The sequence below is a fragment of the Streptosporangium sp. 'caverna' genome, from assembly GCF_003203775.1.
Taxonomy (GTDB): Bacteria; Actinomycetota; Actinomycetes; order Streptosporangiales; family Streptosporangiaceae; genus Streptosporangium; species Streptosporangium subroseum.
Genome location: NZ_CP029711.1, coordinates 4912619 through 4928915, shown reverse-complemented (window position 1 = coordinate 4928915; position 16297 = coordinate 4912619). Strand labels below are relative to the sequence as shown.

The following is a 16297-nucleotide window of genomic DNA, read 5'->3' as shown; positions in this document are numbered from 1 at the left end:
AGGGGGAGCGCCGTGAACCCGCCGAAGTTGACGGTCATCGCCCGTGAAGCCGGCGTGTCGCTGTCCACCGTGTCCAAGGTAATCAACGGCAGGATGGACGTCTCGACGCCCACCAGGGCCCGCGTCATGGACGTGCTGCGCCGCCGCGGCTACCAACGGCGCACCCCGCCCAATCATTGGCTGCTCGACCTGCTCATCGACGACCTGACCGCGCCGTACGCCGGGCAGGTCATCGCCGCCGCAGAACGGGCCGCCCGCGCCGACCTGGTGGTGTGCACGCCGGGACCGGCCTGGCTCGGCCGGGTGGCCGGGCGGGGAAGCGCGGGTGTGCTGCTGGCGGGCGCCCGGCTCACGCCGATGCAGGAGGCCTGGCTGGCCGACCACCACCTGCCGGTGGTGACCATCGATGTTTCCCGCCGGCCGCTGGGCGAGCTGTGTACGGCCGCCGTCGCCTCCCTCGTCGAGCGGGCGCCCGTCCGAAACCCCGCTCTGGTGCCCTGCCTGGGACCGGAGTTCTAGTGCTGCGTTCCTCAAAAGCTGTAGGAAAACTGTCGACGTAGCCGTCTGGGAACCGGGGGCGAACGTCCCCAGATCCAGGGCCGGGCGCGGGCGTTGAGTTGGGCGGTGGCGAGGCGAGTGGCATGGTCGATGTCAGCGCGGCAGGCGAAGGACACCCCGGCCAGGGCGTGATGGCGGAAGATGCGCCACCACGCCTCTTGCAGGTTGATCCAGCACGCGCCGATGGGGATGAACGCGTGCCGGATCCGCAGATGCTCGGCCAGCCAGGCACGAGTGGTGGCGCTGTTGTGACTGGACAGGTTGTCGGCGATCACCCAGATGTCACCGTTGCCGGGGTTGGCGTCCTGGAGTTGTTGCAGGAACTGCTGGTAGCAGTCGCTGTTGCGGTTGCGGGCCGTCATGGTGAGCGCAGTGCCGTCGGCGACGCGCAGCGCGCCGTACACCCAGGTTTGTCGGGACCGCGGAAGTATTTCAGCGGTGCTTTGATTCGGTGGCCACCGGGTGACCAGGCGGGCGCGGGCGGGAAGGTGCGTGGGGTTACCAGCCCCAGCTCGTCGGCGCAGACGACGATCGCGCCGGGCGGCGGGTCGGTGTACAGGCCGACGACCTGCGTTCTTTTGCGGCGAAGTCGGGGTCGGTGCTCATGGTCCAGGATCGAGTGCGTCGCCATCTCACCCCCTCCGCTCGCAGGATCCGGCGGATTTGGGAGCGAGCAACGTCGATCCCCTGCTCACGGGCGGCGGCGGTCAGGGCATCGAGGGTCCACACCGCGGGCCCGGCCTCGTCATCGGTCTCCAGCTCTCCCCAGGGCCGCCAGCACAGCCGCCCTGGAGGCATCGTCTTGACTAGCGCGATGATCTGCGATCGCTCGGCCTGGGTGATCCGCGGCCTGCGGCCGGAGCCGCGACGATCGCCCAGCCCATCGAGGCTCTCGGCGTTGAAACGGCGCAGCCGGCGGCGCACCGTCTCCGGATGGCAGCCCAGCCGGGCGGCGATCACCGGGCCGCGCATCCCTTCCCAGCTCAGCACGACGATCTGAGCGCGTTGGATCCAGTCGCCAGGAGCGTGTCGGGCACCGGAGAGTTTGCGGATCTGGTGTTCCTCCTCGCCATCTCGCGGCGGGCGGGCGGGCGTGCAGCAGTTTCGGCATGACAGCACCACCTCCTGTCATCCACGATGCCCCTAGTCAGCTGTCCGGACCAGGGGCAACACAACACCCTTTGAGGAACGCAGCACTAGCTCATCTGCCAGCCCGATCAGGCCCGAGGGCAAAACCCCCGGGCCTGATCCGTATCATCCGACCGGTTCCACCCGGACGTCGTCCACCTGGAACGAGCCCGATGAACCACGCAGGCCGAAGGTCAGCTCCAGGTTGTCGATGTCACCGTCGACCGAGGTGTATTCGCGCTCGAACCGCGCCCACGTGCCGACGGGTGTGTCGCCGGCCGGTAGCCAGTTGCGCTGATCGGTGCCCACGCCGGTCCCGCCTTTGAAGGAACGGACGAAGGCGTAGGCCCCCACCGTCGTGCCCGGCACGTAGTCCGTCAACCGGTAGTCGAACGACACCTTGTAACGGGTGTTCGGCCTGGCCGCGATCGGGGAGATCCCGCCCGCCTTCCGGCTGTTGAACCAGAGGTTGTAGGCGCCGTTGCCGGTGGTGTCCGTGCTGGCGAAGAACAGGCCCCGCGCGCCGTTGTGCGCTCCCTCCTGGCTGATCACCCGCTGGTAACCGCCGGGCGCCGAGCCGCCGGTCGCCCAGATGTCGGGCTCATCCGCCTCGAACCCGTGCTTGAACACCGGCACCAGCAACGAGTACGCGTCGTACACCCGCTTGATCCGGGCGGCCTCGTCGCCGTCCGGGTCGGCCTCGACCGCGTCGAGCTCGGCGTCGAACGCCGCGAAACTGGCCTGGCTGTAATCCTCGGCCTTGACCGCCCGTGCCCGCTCCAGCGCCGCCGTGATGCCCTCCGCCGTCACCCGCACGGCATCCGACGCGGATCCGAGGGCCGCGACCTTGTAGAACAGCTCACCGGCCAGGATCTGGTCGTCGTAGACCAAGGCGGGGGAGCCCTGCACCACCTTCGTCCAGCCCGGCGCCGTCAGCGGGTCGGTCGCGGCCACCGCGGCGTCGGCGGTCCGGTAGACGTCGAACGCCACCGCGTCGTCCGGCTTGCTCCACTCCACGCGCACGCTCCCGCGCTCGCCGCGCGCCGCCGTGGCCGTGACCACGTCGCGGTCGCGCCGCTCGACGGCCACGCCCGCGAACGTGGCGTCCGTGGCGGCGGACACCCCGGCGTGGATCACCTCCGTCATCGGCACGACCAGCGTGCCGACGCTCGCCCACGTCCGGCCGTCGGCGGAGGCGTAGCCGGTGACCTGCTGCGAACCGGCCGCGCGGACCAGCTTGAGGTGCCTGAGCGGCTCCGACCGCGCGACCGTGAAGGGGCTGCGGGTCACACCGCCCGAGTTGCTGTTGCCCGCCAGACCCATGCCCGCATCAGCCCGGGTGTCCAGTGTGCGGGTGCGCATGGCGAGCTTGCCGTCGGCGTCGAGGCCGAGCCACACGTACCGGCCGACCGGGTCGGCGCTGTCGCGCAGGATGACGCCGCCCACGCCGGCGCGCACCTCGGCGCGCACCTCGGCGCTGCCCGCTACCAGCTTGCTCACCATGGCGTAGGAGTCGGCGGCGAAGCGCCGGTAGATGACGGAGTCGTCACCGGTGCCGAAGCCCTTGCCGTTCACGCCGGAAAGTGTGATCTCGGTGCCGTGCACCGCGGCCTTGCCGGCGGAGGCACCGACAAGGTCGTCGCGCCAGCCGGTCCGCGCCAACTCGCGCGTGTGCGGCGCGGTGACGCGGGCCCTGACCGGGTTGGACGGTTGTCCCGCCCCGGCCGCGACCTTGTAGTAGTAGGTGCCCTCGCCTGGCGCCTCGTCCACGTGCGAGGTGGCCGTCACCTCGGCGACCTTGACGTAAGGGCCGTCCTCCCGCGTGGAGCGGCTGATCGTGTACGACTCCGCGCCCGCCGCGGGCCGCCAGCTCAGGCCGACCTCGCGGGTGCCCGGCGTGGCCACCGCCACGTCCACGGCGGCGGGAACCTCCTGGCCGGTTGCGTCGCCGCCCAGCCTGAGCACCACCGCGCTCTCCGGGCCGACCGACACCGCGTTCTTCTTGATCTTCACCGGCTTGCCCGACACCAGGTCGACCACCTCACCACCCCAGTTCCCGGCGGGAAGCGGCACGGTGAATGACTGCTTGTTGCCGAACTCGCCGCGGGTGGTGTTGACCGCCATGAAGTACCGGCCGTAACGGGAGGTGATCAGGTTCGGGTAGCCGCTGTAGGGGGTGTCCTCGGCGTAATTGTCCCTGACCACCGTGCCCACACCCGGCTGGTACGCGACCGGCATGAGGTCGCCGGTCCAGGCCAGCGGCGGCGTGCCCGCCGGGGCCGTCCAATCATGGGCCAGGATCTGCTGCGCCGAGTTCGAGCCGCGCAGGTAGTAGCCCCGGCTGTCCAGCCGGCCCTGCGTCTGCACCTCGGCCAGGTGCTCGTAGCCCGGAGCCTGCACGTGCACCCGGCCCGCGCCGGTGTAGCCGATGTTGCGCTCGTTGAGCGCCGCGTACAGGTGCGTGTCGCCGTCCCTGACGGTGACCAGCAGGTTGTCGATGTCCGTCCACGCCGACTCGGTGTCGAACGCCGCCCGGTCCACGCCCAGCGCGGCCAACTCGGCATCGGTGTATCGGGCCAGGTCGGTGTGCGGCAGCAGCACGCCGGCCGCCGCCTTGCCGAAGCGCTCGTAGCCGGCGCGGGCCGCCGTCACGTAGGCGTACTCCTCGGTCAGGCGCAGGTCGTACTTGTGCTTGGAGACCACCGTGTCGAAGTACGGGAAGAACTGGTTGTCGGCGAGTTGCTGCTGCATGAAGCCGACGGCCGCGCGCGCGTACTCCCAGTACGGCTCCCACTGCTTGCCCCGGTAGCGGTCGGGGTTGTCGGCCATGTACTTCTCCAGCCCCGTGTAGGCGAACGCCTGCGGGGTGCCGACCTCGGTTGAGTAGGCCGTCTTGCCGGGAAAGGCGCTGTTGCGCCAGTCGACCACCTGCTGCATGGTCATGATCCGGTTTCCGCCCGTGTCGGTGCCCTGGTAGCGGGTCTGGCCCCGGGCATAGACGTTGTGCAACGACAGCTTGAGGATCTCGTCGTTGAGCCTCTCGTCGCCCTTGTGGCCGAGAGTGCGGTAGAACCAGGTCGGCAGATAGTTGGTGGACTCGCCGTAGTTGCCGACGTAGCCGTTCTCGCGCGTCAGACCGTCCTTGGTGATGCCGGTGTAGTGCTCCCCGTACGGGGTGCGCCTGACGACCTTGCCCTTGCGGTCGAGCTTGCTCCGGGCCAGACCCTTCATGACGATCTGCAGATAGTCGTCGGTGTACTGGGCCGTCTGGTCGTGGTGGAACAGCGAGTGGTACAGGTCGAGGTCCTTGCCGCCGGGGCCGACCAGCACTTCCTCGCCCAGGAAGGGCTCCCAGCCGAGCGACTCACCGACGATCTTGTTGCTGCGGTCCTTGCCCTCGTAGAACTTCGAGCCGATCACCCGCAGGCCCTCATGCGCCTTCCACGCACCCTCGTAGGTGTACATCATCTGGTTGTAGATGTAGGACAGGCGGCTCCTGGCGAAGTCGAAGTTGGCCTTGAGCACGCGCTCCCACGCCTCACCGCGGGTCAGCTCGCCGCCGCTCCAGTCGGCGCCCGCGATGCTGTTCGGGCCGTCCTGAGTGCCGGTCTGAAACGGTTCGTGCAGGAACCGCTCGAAGTCCGTGCGCCCGTAGATCGGGGTGATGAGGTTCTCGACGATGTAGAGCGCCTCACCGAGCGCACCGTAGTAGCCGCCCCAGTCGGACTGGTGGCCGCCGTTGCCCAGGCTCTTCACATCGCCGTAGTACTGCCTGGTGAAATTGTCGATCGAGGCGAAGATCCGCTCCAGGCCCTTGCGCTTGTCCGTGGTCGGCGACCAGTCCATGAGCAGGGACTCGGCGTAGAAGCGCAGTTCGTCCTGGTAGCGGACGATCGACATGGTGGCAGCCGGGTTGGCGTCCACGCGTGCCTCCAGCGCCAGGACGTCGGCGATCTGCCTGGCCCGGTACGCCGCCACCTTCGCCTGCTCCTCCGCCGCGGTGAGTTTCGCGGCGGCCTGCGTGGAGGGCCGGTAGCCGGTGTCGTCCACCGACGTCACCTTCGCAGTGGTGTGCGTGAACGCCTGGTAGAAGCGGCGGGACTCCTCGGTGGACTTGGTGGTCAGGGTGGGGTGATAGGTGCGCAGCGTGATCCGCGCCTCGGTCCTGCCCTTGGTCGAGGCCAGGGGCAGCATCGCCGTGCTGAAGAAGAACCGGCCCGGCAGGGCGTTGCCCCGGGTGCCGACATTGATCGGCTCATGGTCGCCGTTGGCGCGGTAGCTCACGTACTCGCCGTTGATCATGACCACGGACTTATACGTCGAGTCGTCGCCGCCCCAGAACTTGACCGACAGGTAGTTCTGCAGCTTCGGGTCGACCTGCACGGTGAAGGTGAGGTCGCCCAGGTTGTATCCGGGCGGGGTGAGCGGGCGGGAGACCCTGGCCTTCTGGCCGTTCGAGCCGTCCACCGCCGCGGTCGACTCGCCGCTGAAGGCGTGCGTCTGCTCCGAGGTCGTGTCCCCGAACGTGATCTCGTCCAGCCGGTCTGCGGCCCGGGCCACCTGCGCCCGGGCTTGGCTGGCCGAGGCCGCCGGTACTTGGGCCGGGACCGCCAACAGCGCTCCGGCCAGTGCGGCGACCAGGAGGGCCGCGCCTGGCCGGCGCAGCCGCGATCGTCTGGGCCGGTGTGAGCCGAGCCCGATGTGCTTCATCAGGGGTCTTTCGCCTTTCTCGTGGGGAAGCGCTTTCCCGGGTGGGATGCGAAAAGAGTGAGGATCAGCTGCGGGTGCAGGTGAGGGTGCCGAAGCCGAGGTGGTCGAAGCCGCCGCTGTTCGGGCCGTAGTGGCCGCCGCCGCCCTCGGGGCGCACCCTGGTGGCGTAGGCGGTGATGTTCGGCACCGGCAGGCCGCGCCGGACGGCGTAGTGGTTGTGCAGGGCCTCCCAGATCGGCCGGTCACCACCGCGTCCGGTCGCGGAGATCGCGGTGTGGGAGTTGGGTGCGCAGGTGGTGCCGCTGCCCCAGTTGTAGGTGGTGAAGGGCACGTCCTGTCCGAGGTTGTAGCGGGCGACGTATTCGGCGGCGCGCATGAAGCGGTTGCCGCTGTATCCGTACAGGTCCTGCCCCTGGTTCCAGGCCATCTCGCAGAAGGTGCCCATCAGGCCGATGCCGAGCATCGCGTGCCCCTGGTCGCGGCCGCTCTCCTGGAACTGCGCGAGGTCGCCCGGGTGCAGGAACGGCACCGCCTTGGTGATGGCGCCGTTGCCCGCGCCGTTCTTGAAGTACGTGACCGCCTGGTCGAACTTGGCCTGGTCGTCGCAGAGGATCCCGATGGCCAGCACGGAGGCCATGTTGCACAGGTCCCAGTTGGCCCAGTAGTGGGTGATGCAGGCGCCGTTGTGCCTGATCAGGAAGTCGTTGTTCATCGGGTAGAACACGCCGAGCATCATGTTGCGCAGCCGGTTGAAGTCCAATCCGGAGTAGCCGCGCATGATCTCGGCGACGTTGGCGAGCTGGTAGCCGTACAGGCCGGCGGCCAGATACTTGTCGGACGTGCCGGTGATCGTGGTGAGCGTTCCCGACCAGGCGTTCAGGATGTCGCGGGCGGTGTCGCCGTGGGCGGTGCTGCCGCTGATCTTCCAGCGCAGCGCGTTCTGGTAGGCGGCCGCGACGTCGCGGTAGAGCTGGGGGTAGTTCTCTCCGGTGCCGCCCCGCACCACGGTGGCCACCGGACGCGGTGTCCAGCCGCTCTGCGCGTAGGAGTTGGCGATCAGCCGGTCCCACCCGGCCTTGTACGGCTGGACGCCGGCCGCTACCCGGGCGGCCATGCGGGTGAAGTCGGCCTGGGTGTGCAGCATGCCCGGGTGGGCGAAGGCGAGGCGGGTGGCTGCGGCAGGTACCTGGCCGCCGAGAACGACCGTTCCGGCTCCGACGATGAGAGCGGATTTCAGCAAGTCGCGACGGCTCGGGATCACAGACATGATCGTTCCTTTCGCGCTAGAAATCGGTACCAGGACCGTACGGCGTCGCACCGTGATCGACAAGAGCCGATGAAACGTCATCGCATGCATGCGCGCGATCCGGTCCAGCAGAACGTAATCCCTGCTCAGACGGATATTTGGGCCATCGGAAGGCGATGGTCGCATGGCGCCGACGCGGAGCGCGAAAGTTTTCGTAGACCCGGGAGCCGCAGGACTGTTGTCCGTCCGAACTAACTGCATCTAGCCTTTGTGGGACCGATTTCTATGACCTTCAGCGGAAGGCAACGTCCCGGCGCCGTCATGAAAGAGATTCCATGAGCCATTGTGTGAGGAGCGCGGCGAAGGCCGCCGGGCGCTCAAGGTGCAGGAAGTGGCCGGTGCCGGGCCAGGTGACGACCCTGGTGCCGGGTGGCGCGGGGACGGCCGACTCCCAGGCGGCGGGCTCGGGCAGCGAATGCAGGGACAATGCCGGGCAGACCCGCCTCGCCAGGAACTTCTCGGCAGTCCGGCGGGTGCCGAACGCGTCGGCGGTGACGTACATGCCTTCGTAGCACTTGGCCAGCACGTGGCCGGGAGTGGCGAGCAGTTGGGCGCGCACGGCGGAGGGCAGGGCGCCGAGTTGGCGCACGGCCGCCGCCGCGCCCCCGGCCCGCAGCGCCGCCAGCCGGTCGGCGAAGAGTCGCTCCTCGTCGGGGTCCGCGCCGTAGGCGGGATCGATCACCGCCAGCGCCCGTACCCGGGCGGGGTGCTGCACGGCAAGGGCGGTGGCGACCTGCGCGCCCATCGAGTGGCCGACCGGCACGGCCTTGTCGACGCCGAGCCGGTCCATGAGTGCCACCAGGTCGCCGGCGAGTTCGGCGGGCCGGTATCCCGACGGAGGGGCCGAGGAGCGGCCGTGGCCGCGCAGGTCAGGGCCGATGACGCGAAAACGCGGGGGCAGCACGGCGGTCACCGGGGCCCATGCCCGCGCCTCGCCGCCCCAGCCGTGGACCAGCAGGAGCGCGGGGGCATCCCGCGGGCCTTCGTCCGTGTAGTGCAGCTCGACGCCCGGCAGCTCCGTGACCGCCATCGATCCCTCCCGATGCCCATGGAAACCGTTGACTATCGATGCCGATGCTAAGTGAGGATCATGAACGCACAACATCCGGCCCGCTTCCTCACGTTGTGGTCCATCAACGCCCCGCTCGCCGAGGAGGAGCTGTTCGCGCAGCTCCAGGCCTTCGCAGCGCATGGGCTCGACGGCGTCGTCTTCCACCCGCGCCACTACCCTGGACCACCCGCCTATCTGAGCGGCCCGTACTTCGACGTCGTCTCACGCGTGATCCTGCGGGCCAAGGAGCTGGGGCTGGCGTTCTGGATCTACGACGAGGACGGCTGGCCGAGCGGCACGGCCGGTGGCCGGATGCTCGCCGACCATCCCGAGGAGATCCAGCGCTGGCTCGCCCTCGTCCCCGAGACGTCCGACCCCGGCGCGTGGGCGATCCGGGACGAAAGCGGAAGGTTGTGGCACCTGGAGGAGCGCGCCGGGCCCGGCGTGGACTACCTGAGCCCCACGCTGGGGGCAAGGTTCCTCGACCTGGCGTACCGCTGCTACGAGGAAGGGCTGGCGCCGGAGGCGTTTGCGTATGTGGAGGCGTTCTTCGACGACGAGCCCGAGTTCGGGATCGCGCATGCTTATGACCTGCTGCCCGAGGGCGGGGCCATCCCGTGGACGCCGTCGCTGCCGGCCGATCACCTCGCCCGCCATGGCGTGCCCTTCGACCCGGCGCCGATCTTCTTCGACCTACCGGAAGCCGGTCGCGCCCGGTGGCACTTCTGGGAACTGCTCTCCGACCTGTTCGCCGAGCGTTTCATTCGACCGCTCGATGAGTGGTGCGCCGCACGCGGCAAGATCTTCACTGCCCATCTCAAGGGGGAGGAGCACCCCTACTTCCAGGTGCCGACCACGGGGTCGTCCGAACGGGCGTTCCAGGCCATGACGATGCCGGGCATCGACGCGCTGGAGCGGGACACGGGCAACGACTACTACCCGCGGCAGGCGTCCTCGGCGGCGCGGCAGTTCTCCACGGGCCGGACGATGGCGGAGGCGTTCGGCGGGGCAGGATGGGGCGCCTCGCCGGCCGACCTGGAGCGATATCTGCTGTGGCTGGGCGGTCATGGAGTGACGGACTTCGTGCTGCACCTGAGCCAACTCCGGCTCGACAGCGCGGCCCTGCACGATTGGCCGCCGTCGCACCCACTGCACATGACATGGGCGGACTCCTACGGGACCGTGCTCGACCGAGTACGCAAAGCGCTATCGGGGCGTCCGGTCGCGGACACGCTCGTGGTTTCGCCTCACCGGGCCATCATGGCCGCTTACCGGCCGTGGGAGCTGCCCCGGACGAACGTGCACAACGCCACCACCTATCCCGACACCCCGGCCGGCCGGATCAACCGCGCCTTCCTGTCCCTGATCGAACGGCTGCACGCGGCGGGCGTCACCTACGACGCGGTCGACGAGCGCACGCTGGAGGAGTTCGGACGCGTCGAGGACGGCACACTCCGGGTGGCGCAGGCGCACTACGCATCGGTCGTGCTTTCCCCGTCCGCGGCCATCGCCCCGGCCACCCGCGAGGCCATCACCCCGTTCCTCGCCTCCGCTCAGTCCTTCGCCGAGTCGGGAGGCGCGCATAACATCGCGGGATCACTGGGGGAGAAGGCCATTCATCCCGAGCCGGACGCGGCCGGCCCTCTTGTGCCATGGAGGATCAGCCCGCCCCGTGCGAACGACCTCGTGCTCGAACCCGAACCGGTGGGCGGAGGTGCCTTCCGCGCGGTCATACGGTCCGATCTTGCCGCGCCCGCCGACCTTTTGCTCGTCTTCGCCGACCCGCTACGGGCGCTGTCGATCGGCGGCACCGTCACCCGCTGGACGGCGCGGACGCCGATCACATGCGGGGCAAAGGAGGCGGACGCGCCGATCCTGCGCGGGGCAGAAGGAGCGGTCGCGCGGCTCAGGCTCGGTGCGGGAGGGCGGGAGGCGGTGGTGAGGTTCGTGCCTGAGACGCGGATCGAACGCCCCTTCGCCTGGGTGCGCGGTAGCATGCTGGTGCGCAGCGATACTGGCTACAGGGGCGCGCCGGACGCGACCGAAGTCCTCACCGACGGCCCGTTCATCATCACAGACGTCCCGCCCGTTTCCGCAGAAGCCGGGTCCACGTGGCAAGAAGTCGATCTCGTCGCGGGCGGCTACCCGTTCACCCGCGAGCCCATCACCCTCCACACCGAGATCCAGGTGACCGGGCACACCAAGATTCTCGCTCTGAGCCCTTTCCACGCCGACGCCGTTCACGTGCGAATCGCCGGCGCCGACCATGGATGGCACTGGCCGGCCGTCCGGGGCCAGAACCTTGCGGTCCCGGCCGAACTGACCCCCGGCTCGTACGCCCTCCGCCTCGACCTCGTCCCCAGCTCGTACAACGTGTACGGTCCGCATCACTACGTCCTCGGTGATGCTCCCGCGATCAGCCCCGCACAGGTCAAAGGCGAGCGGAATTTCATCGACGAGGCGCTGCCTCACCTCGGCACGCACGAGGCGAGCTGGCATCTCAAGCGCTTCTCCGCCCCGTCGCGGGTCGAGCCCCGATGAAGATCTGGTTTGCGCCGGTACAAATCGGCGGTCCGAAGAACACCTTGATCAGGCTCGCGCCGCTCATGGCGGCGGCCAACCCGACCAGGACACCGGGGCGCCGCCACGTATGGTCCCCACGGTGTATCGGGAGTCGTCGTTCGTGGAGGGCTGAAAACTGCGGCAGCTGCGCATCGCTCGCCGTGACCGGCTGCCACCCGGCCGAGTACACGCCCGCACGGGTCTTCGGGTGCAGCCGGCGACGCAGACGCCGGAGTGGCCGGCCGTCGGCGGTGATCTGCTTATCAGGACCTGATAATCGGCGACATTCCTGAGTTGACCTCGCAGGTCGTTTTGTCTTTCACCACAGAAACAAGGAATAGAAACCGATTTCTAAGGAATGACTAGATTAGATAGCATAGGATACCTTTGACCTGTATGATCGGAGCAGTAAACGTTGTCTATTATCTCTGAAGAATGACCGTTTCGGGCGAGATGCAAGCTCGGCGACTTCACCGCCTATGGAGCGAGTCCTTGGTCGTCCGGCACCGGAACAATCCGCCGGCAACCGCTCCTGCCTGGCCGGAGCCTCGGCGGTGACGGCGGCCTAGCTTCCGGATCACCCGCACGGCCCATCACCTCCGGCGGTGCTGTGCACTGCTCATCGTGCGATCTCGGCCTCGAAGCGACTAACTCGACCAGAGCGAAAGGTTGATGCCCAGATGTCGATACCTCCAGGACCGATCCGCCTCACCGGCTCCGCGTACAGCGCGCTGCGACCGGTTTCCTCCGCACGTATCACCGGTGGGTTCTGGGCAGTCCGCCGGCGCACGAACGCGCAGGTGAGCATTCCGCAGGGCCCCGCACTTCTCGAAGCCGCGGGAAACCTCGCGAACCTGCGAGCCGCGGCCGACGGGAAAGGCGACTTCGCCGGCGACTTCCAGTTCCAGGACTCGGATGTGTACAAATGGCTTGAGGCGGCGTCCTGGCAGCTCGCCGAGCATCCCGGCGAGTCTGAGCTGAACGCCGCGGCCGAAAAGCTGATCGAGTTGCTTGCCGCCGCTCAGGCCGACGACGGATACTTGCAGACCTACTACCAGGTCGCCCATCCGGAGCTGCGCTGGCGCCAACTGGGCTGGGGGCACGAGCTGTACTGTGCCGGTCATCTCATCCAGGCGGCCGTGGCACATCACCGCGCAACGGGTCGGCGCACGCTGCTGGACGTGGCGGTGCGCTTCGCAACCCATATCGAGTCGACCTTCGGCCCAGGCAAGCAGGTCGACGGCGTCTGCGGACATCCGGAGATCGAGACGGCGCTGGTGGAGCTGTACCGCGAAACAGGGGAGCGGCGGTGGCTGGAACTCGCCCGCTACTTCGTGGACCGGCGCGGCCACGGCAGCCTGCACGCCGGAATCGACCGCGGCCATGACCGCGATCCCGGGGCGGCATACTGGCAGGATCATGTGCCGGTACGAGAGGCGACCACGGTGGCCGGACACGCGGTACGGCAGCTGTACCTGCTGGCCGGAGCGACGGACCTGGCGATGGAGACCGGCGATCTCGAGCTTCGGGCGGCGCTGGAGCGGATGTGGGACGCCATGGTGGAGAGCAAGACCTACATCACCGGCGGGCTGGGATCTCGCTACGAGGGAGAGGCATTCGGTGACCCCTACGAGCTTCCGCCGGACCGGGCGTATGCGGAGACGTGTGCGGCGATCGCCTTGGTGCAGTGGTCGTGGCGGATGGCCCTGCTGACAGGGGAGGCCAAGTATTCCGATCTCGTAGAGCGCACCCTGTACAACGGTTTTCTCTCCGGAGTCAGCCTCGACGGTGACCGCTGGCTCTATGTCAACCCGCTACAAGTGCGCGAGGACTACGATCCCCGGCCCGGCGACCAGACGGCTCGCCGTACCCAATGGTTCCGCTGCGCATGCTGCCCGCCCAACGTCATGCGACTGCTGGCGTCCCTTCCGCACTATCTGGCCAGCAGTGACGCGCACGGTCTGCAACTCCACCAGTATGCGAGCGGCGTGTACGCCGCTGCGGGCGGAACCGCTCGAGTGACCACCGACTATCCATGGGACGGCCGCGTCACCATCACCATCGAAGAGGCCTCCGTCGACCCGAACTGGACCTTGTCGCTGCGCATCCCATCTTGGTGTACCGCCTTCACCCTGACCGGTGCCGACGCCCGGTCGGAGGCAGGCTGGGTGCGGATCGCCCGCCGTTGGGCGCCCGGGGACACGCTCACCCTGGATCTCGAGCTGCCTGTCCGCCTTACTCGTCCTGATCCCAAAATGGATGCGGTACGCGGCTGCGTGGCGATCGAACGAGGCCCGATCGTCTATTGTGTGGAGACCGTCGATCAAATGCCGGGCCTGCGCCTGGACGATGTCGTGCTGCCATCGGGCAATCTGGCGGAAGCTCATCAAGCCGATCTCTTCGGTGGCGTTACGCTGGTTACCGCAGATGGCTGCCGACGCAGTGATGACAGTCGGATTCGTCTGACCGCAGTGCCGTATTACGCTTGGGCGAACCGTGAAGTAGGGGCCATGCGCGTCTGGATCCCACAGACCTGACGAAGAAATGCTCCCCGAAGTGTCCCATGCTGACGACTTCTCGGGCGTTGCGTCCACGGGAGTGATTCATGGGTTTCTCCTGTCATGGTTTATGGGGTGACCGCCTGGTCGCGTCTTCGGAACGCCACCACAACCACAAAGTGGCGGGCCTGCGGCTACGAACGGGTAGCGCGGTGACGGTGAGCCGAACCACGGTGCCGGCCACGATCGGGCGCGGACCGCGACTGCCATGCTCGTCATGCTGGCTGGCCGTGACCAAACGCGCCGCCGAGCTGTTGAGAGAGGCGGTGCCCCCAAAAGGCGCCTTCAGGCCATCGCGGTGATGGCCTGAAGGGCTCCCCCGGAGTCTGCTGCCGCATCCTGGGCGTCTTGGAGTCGGGCTTCTACGCCTGGTGCAACCGGCCACCCTCGGTCCGGGTGCTCCGGCACGCCTGGTCGGCCGATGTGATCCGGCAGGTGCACGCCGCGTCCACGTCCAACGGCGTCTACGGCCTGCCACAGCGCGCGGTGGTTCGGCATCGCAGATCGGTAGGTGGCCAGGATCGCGCGGCTCATCTCATATTCGAAATGGGCTTCCATCGCCCGCGCGTCCTCGATGGGGACCCGCAGTGAGGTGAGGGTGGCGGCCAGGCCGTCTGGAGCAGCGAGGGGCGCGGCGAGCATGGCATCCATCCACTCCTCCCCTGCGCCCGGCGTCTGCCAGAGCCTGGCCAGGTCGTGGAAGGCATAGCGGGGGTGGAAGCCGTTCACGGTGTCTGCGGCCCAGCTGAGCACCGGCACGTCGTATCCGGTCACCACCCGCAGCACCAGGGCCGCGCCCCAGTCGTGCCCGACGAGGTGGACGGGCTCGGCAAGGGCGCGCAACTCCTCGGCGAGCTACTGGGCGTACTCCTCGGTACTGCAGTCGAATCCATCGGGCCGCGGCGCGCCGAAACCGGGCAACTTCAAGGCGATCGACTCACCCGGCAGATGGCTGCGCAGGCGGTCCCACACCTTCGCGGTCTCCGGCACTCCATGGACGAACACGGAGGTCATTCGATTCTCCGTTCATCTACGGCCGCCGCTCCCGCATGCTCCTGCGGCCAGGCCAGGTCATTTCCTGATCACGCTGGTTCCGCGCGGTGGTCTGCGACGGCCGTGCAGGTGGTCGGGGCTTCGCCGGGGTGCAAGGATGCCCCCTTCGCGATCGCTCAGGCAACGGTCAGGACGAGCTTGCCGCGCACATGTCCGCCGTCGCTGATCTGCTGGGCTGTGGCGGCGTCGGCCAGCGGGTATGTGGCGGCGACCGTGGTGATGAGCTTGCCCTGGACGGCCAGTTCGGCCACTTCCGACAGCCTTCCGGCGGAACACTCCTGCGGGCCGGCCGCGAAGACGACGCCGTACTGCTGGGCGGTGAAGTCGGCGATCGTGACAATGCGCTCGGTGTCGCCGCGCAATTCGATCGAGTCAGCAAGCGCGCTCTTGCCCGCGACGTCGAAGACCGCGTCCACACCATCGGGCGTGAGGGTCCGCACCCGCTCGACCAGGCCTGGGCCGTAGACGGTCGGGATCGCGCCGTGCGAGGCCAGATACTCCTGATTGCCGGGGCCGGCCGTGGCCACGACGTGCGCACCCAGGGAAGCGGCCAGTTACACGGCGAGGGTGCCGACCCCGCCCGCAGCGCCATGCACGAGCAGGGTCTCGCCGTCAGTGAGCGCGAGCATGCGCAGCACCCGGTCGGCGGTGTCGACGGCCACGGGCAGGGTGACCGCCTGCTCCCAGGACAGGGCATCGGGCTTGGCGGCGAACGTGCTGGTCAGGGCGTACTCGGCGTAGGAGCCGGTGTCGGCGAAGCCCAGCACCGCATCGCCCACGCTCACACCGCGGACGCCGTCACCGAGTTCGTCGACGCGCCGACGCCGGCGCGTCCATCACCAAGGACGCCGACGTCATCGCCCTGCGCCGCATGGAACGCGCCGGAGCCGACATCACCTTCACCAACCAGGTGCTGGCCGAGCTCGCCGACAACTGGTCCAGCCCCGACGGCCGGCGAATCCTGCCCGTCATGTTCGACCTCATCCCCCGCTGACCCTTTTCGGTCTGGCCCCACCGCTGGGGGCTAGGCCGAAAAGGAGCCCCATGCCTGACAACCGATTCGACCTGATCACCTGAGGCGCGACCGCCACGCCGAACGCCTGAAGGCCGGTGAGATGGGGTGTTGTGGTGGCCGAGGACAAGAGGCGGGTCGGCCCGAGAGGACGAAGATAGAGCCGTTGGTGGCGGTGAGATGCCGGTCGGCTGGGGGAGCGCATTCACGGTGCTGTTTTTGCGGGCACTGAAGGAGGATGCCAGACCGCCACCATGCTTGTCCTCCCGCAGGTACAGCCAACGACCGGGGTAGAGGAGTGGAGCTGGTCTGGCGATGGTGGAGCCTTCGGCGAGGATCCACGTGGCCGAGCCGGCATC

At 68.5% G+C, this 16297-nt stretch carries 13 protein-coding genes; 4 read left to right on the top strand and 9 right to left on the bottom strand.

The window, feature by feature from the left end; all coding sequences use genetic code 11:
• Nucleotides 1-12: 12 nt before the first annotated feature.
• Nucleotides 13-519 carry a helix-turn-helix domain-containing protein gene (locus tag DKM19_RS21710; protein WP_110697860.1) on the top strand — a complete coding sequence of 169 codons (507 nt, stop codon included), beginning with the start codon at nt 13-15 and terminating at the stop codon, nt 517-519.
• Nucleotides 520-530: 11 nt separating this feature from the next.
• Here the strand turns inward: DKM19_RS21710 and DKM19_RS21705 are convergent, their stop codons facing one another.
• From DKM19_RS21705 to DKM19_RS21685, 5 genes are all read right to left on the bottom strand, one after another.
• A complete protein-coding gene (locus tag DKM19_RS21705) occupies nt 531-962 on the bottom strand; it encodes a transposase (RefSeq protein ID WP_239514372.1) in 432 nt (143 codons plus the stop codon).
• Nucleotides 963-1056: 94 nt separating this feature from the next.
• A complete protein-coding gene (locus DKM19_RS21700) occupies nt 1057-1548 on the bottom strand; it encodes a helix-turn-helix domain-containing protein (RefSeq protein WP_239514371.1) in 492 nt (163 codons plus the stop codon).
• Nucleotides 1549-1812: 264 nt separating this feature from the next.
• Nucleotides 1813-6396 carry a Tat pathway signal protein gene (locus tag DKM19_RS21695; RefSeq protein ID WP_110697859.1) on the bottom strand — a complete coding sequence of 1528 codons (4584 nt, stop codon included), beginning with the start codon at nt 6394-6396 and terminating at the stop codon, nt 1813-1815.
• A gap of 64 nt (nt 6397-6460) precedes the next feature.
• A complete protein-coding gene (locus DKM19_RS21690) occupies nt 6461-7663 on the bottom strand; it encodes an alginate lyase family protein (protein ID WP_110697857.1) in 1203 nt (400 codons plus the stop codon).
• A gap of 298 nt (nt 7664-7961) precedes the next feature.
• On the bottom strand, nt 7962-8732 hold the full coding sequence (locus DKM19_RS21685; RefSeq protein WP_162641662.1) for an alpha/beta fold hydrolase: 771 nt from the start codon (nt 8730-8732) through the stop codon (nt 7962-7964).
• Between the two features lie 60 nt (nt 8733-8792).
• Between DKM19_RS21685 and DKM19_RS21680 the strand changes: the two genes are divergently transcribed.
• Complete coding sequence (locus tag DKM19_RS21680) at nt 8793-11294, top strand: hypothetical protein (protein WP_162641661.1); 2502 nt, start codon at nt 8793-8795, stop codon at nt 11292-11294.
• A 701-nt stretch (nt 11295-11995) separates the two neighbouring features.
• Nucleotides 11996-13852, top strand: coding sequence for a glycoside hydrolase family 127 protein (locus DKM19_RS21675; RefSeq protein WP_110697851.1), 1857 nt, complete (start codon nt 11996-11998; stop codon nt 13850-13852).
• A 306-nt stretch (nt 13853-14158) separates the two neighbouring features.
• Here DKM19_RS21675 and DKM19_RS21670 read toward each other — a convergent pair whose 3' ends face one another.
• The 4 genes from DKM19_RS21670 to DKM19_RS50770 all read right to left on the bottom strand — a co-directional run bounded on the left by DKM19_RS21670 (nt 14159) and on the right by DKM19_RS50770 (nt 15711).
• The gene (locus tag DKM19_RS21670) at nt 14159-14716 is read right to left on the bottom strand and encodes a hypothetical protein (RefSeq protein ID WP_110697849.1); all 558 of its coding nucleotides are present in this window, start codon (nt 14714-14716) and stop codon (nt 14159-14161) included.
• 12 nt (nt 14717-14728) lie between these two features.
• Nucleotides 14729-14887, bottom strand: coding sequence for a hypothetical protein (locus DKM19_RS49605; RefSeq protein ID WP_162641660.1), 159 nt, complete (start codon nt 14885-14887; stop codon nt 14729-14731).
• A gap of 155 nt (nt 14888-15042) precedes the next feature.
• Complete coding sequence (locus DKM19_RS50775) at nt 15043-15468, bottom strand: zinc-binding dehydrogenase (protein WP_369990597.1); 426 nt, start codon at nt 15466-15468, stop codon at nt 15043-15045.
• Nucleotides 15469-15480: 12 nt separating this feature from the next.
• The gene (locus tag DKM19_RS50770; RefSeq protein WP_204358922.1) at nt 15481-15711 is read right to left on the bottom strand and encodes a hypothetical protein; all 231 of its coding nucleotides are present in this window, start codon (nt 15709-15711) and stop codon (nt 15481-15483) included.
• Nucleotides 15712-15797: 86 nt separating this feature from the next.
• On the opposite strand from DKM19_RS50770, the gene DKM19_RS52555 reads away from it, so the two are divergent.
• Complete coding sequence (locus DKM19_RS52555) at nt 15798-15920, top strand: hypothetical protein (RefSeq protein ID WP_255415539.1); 123 nt, start codon at nt 15798-15800, stop codon at nt 15918-15920.
• The last annotated feature ends 377 nt before the right edge of the window (nt 15921-16297 follow it).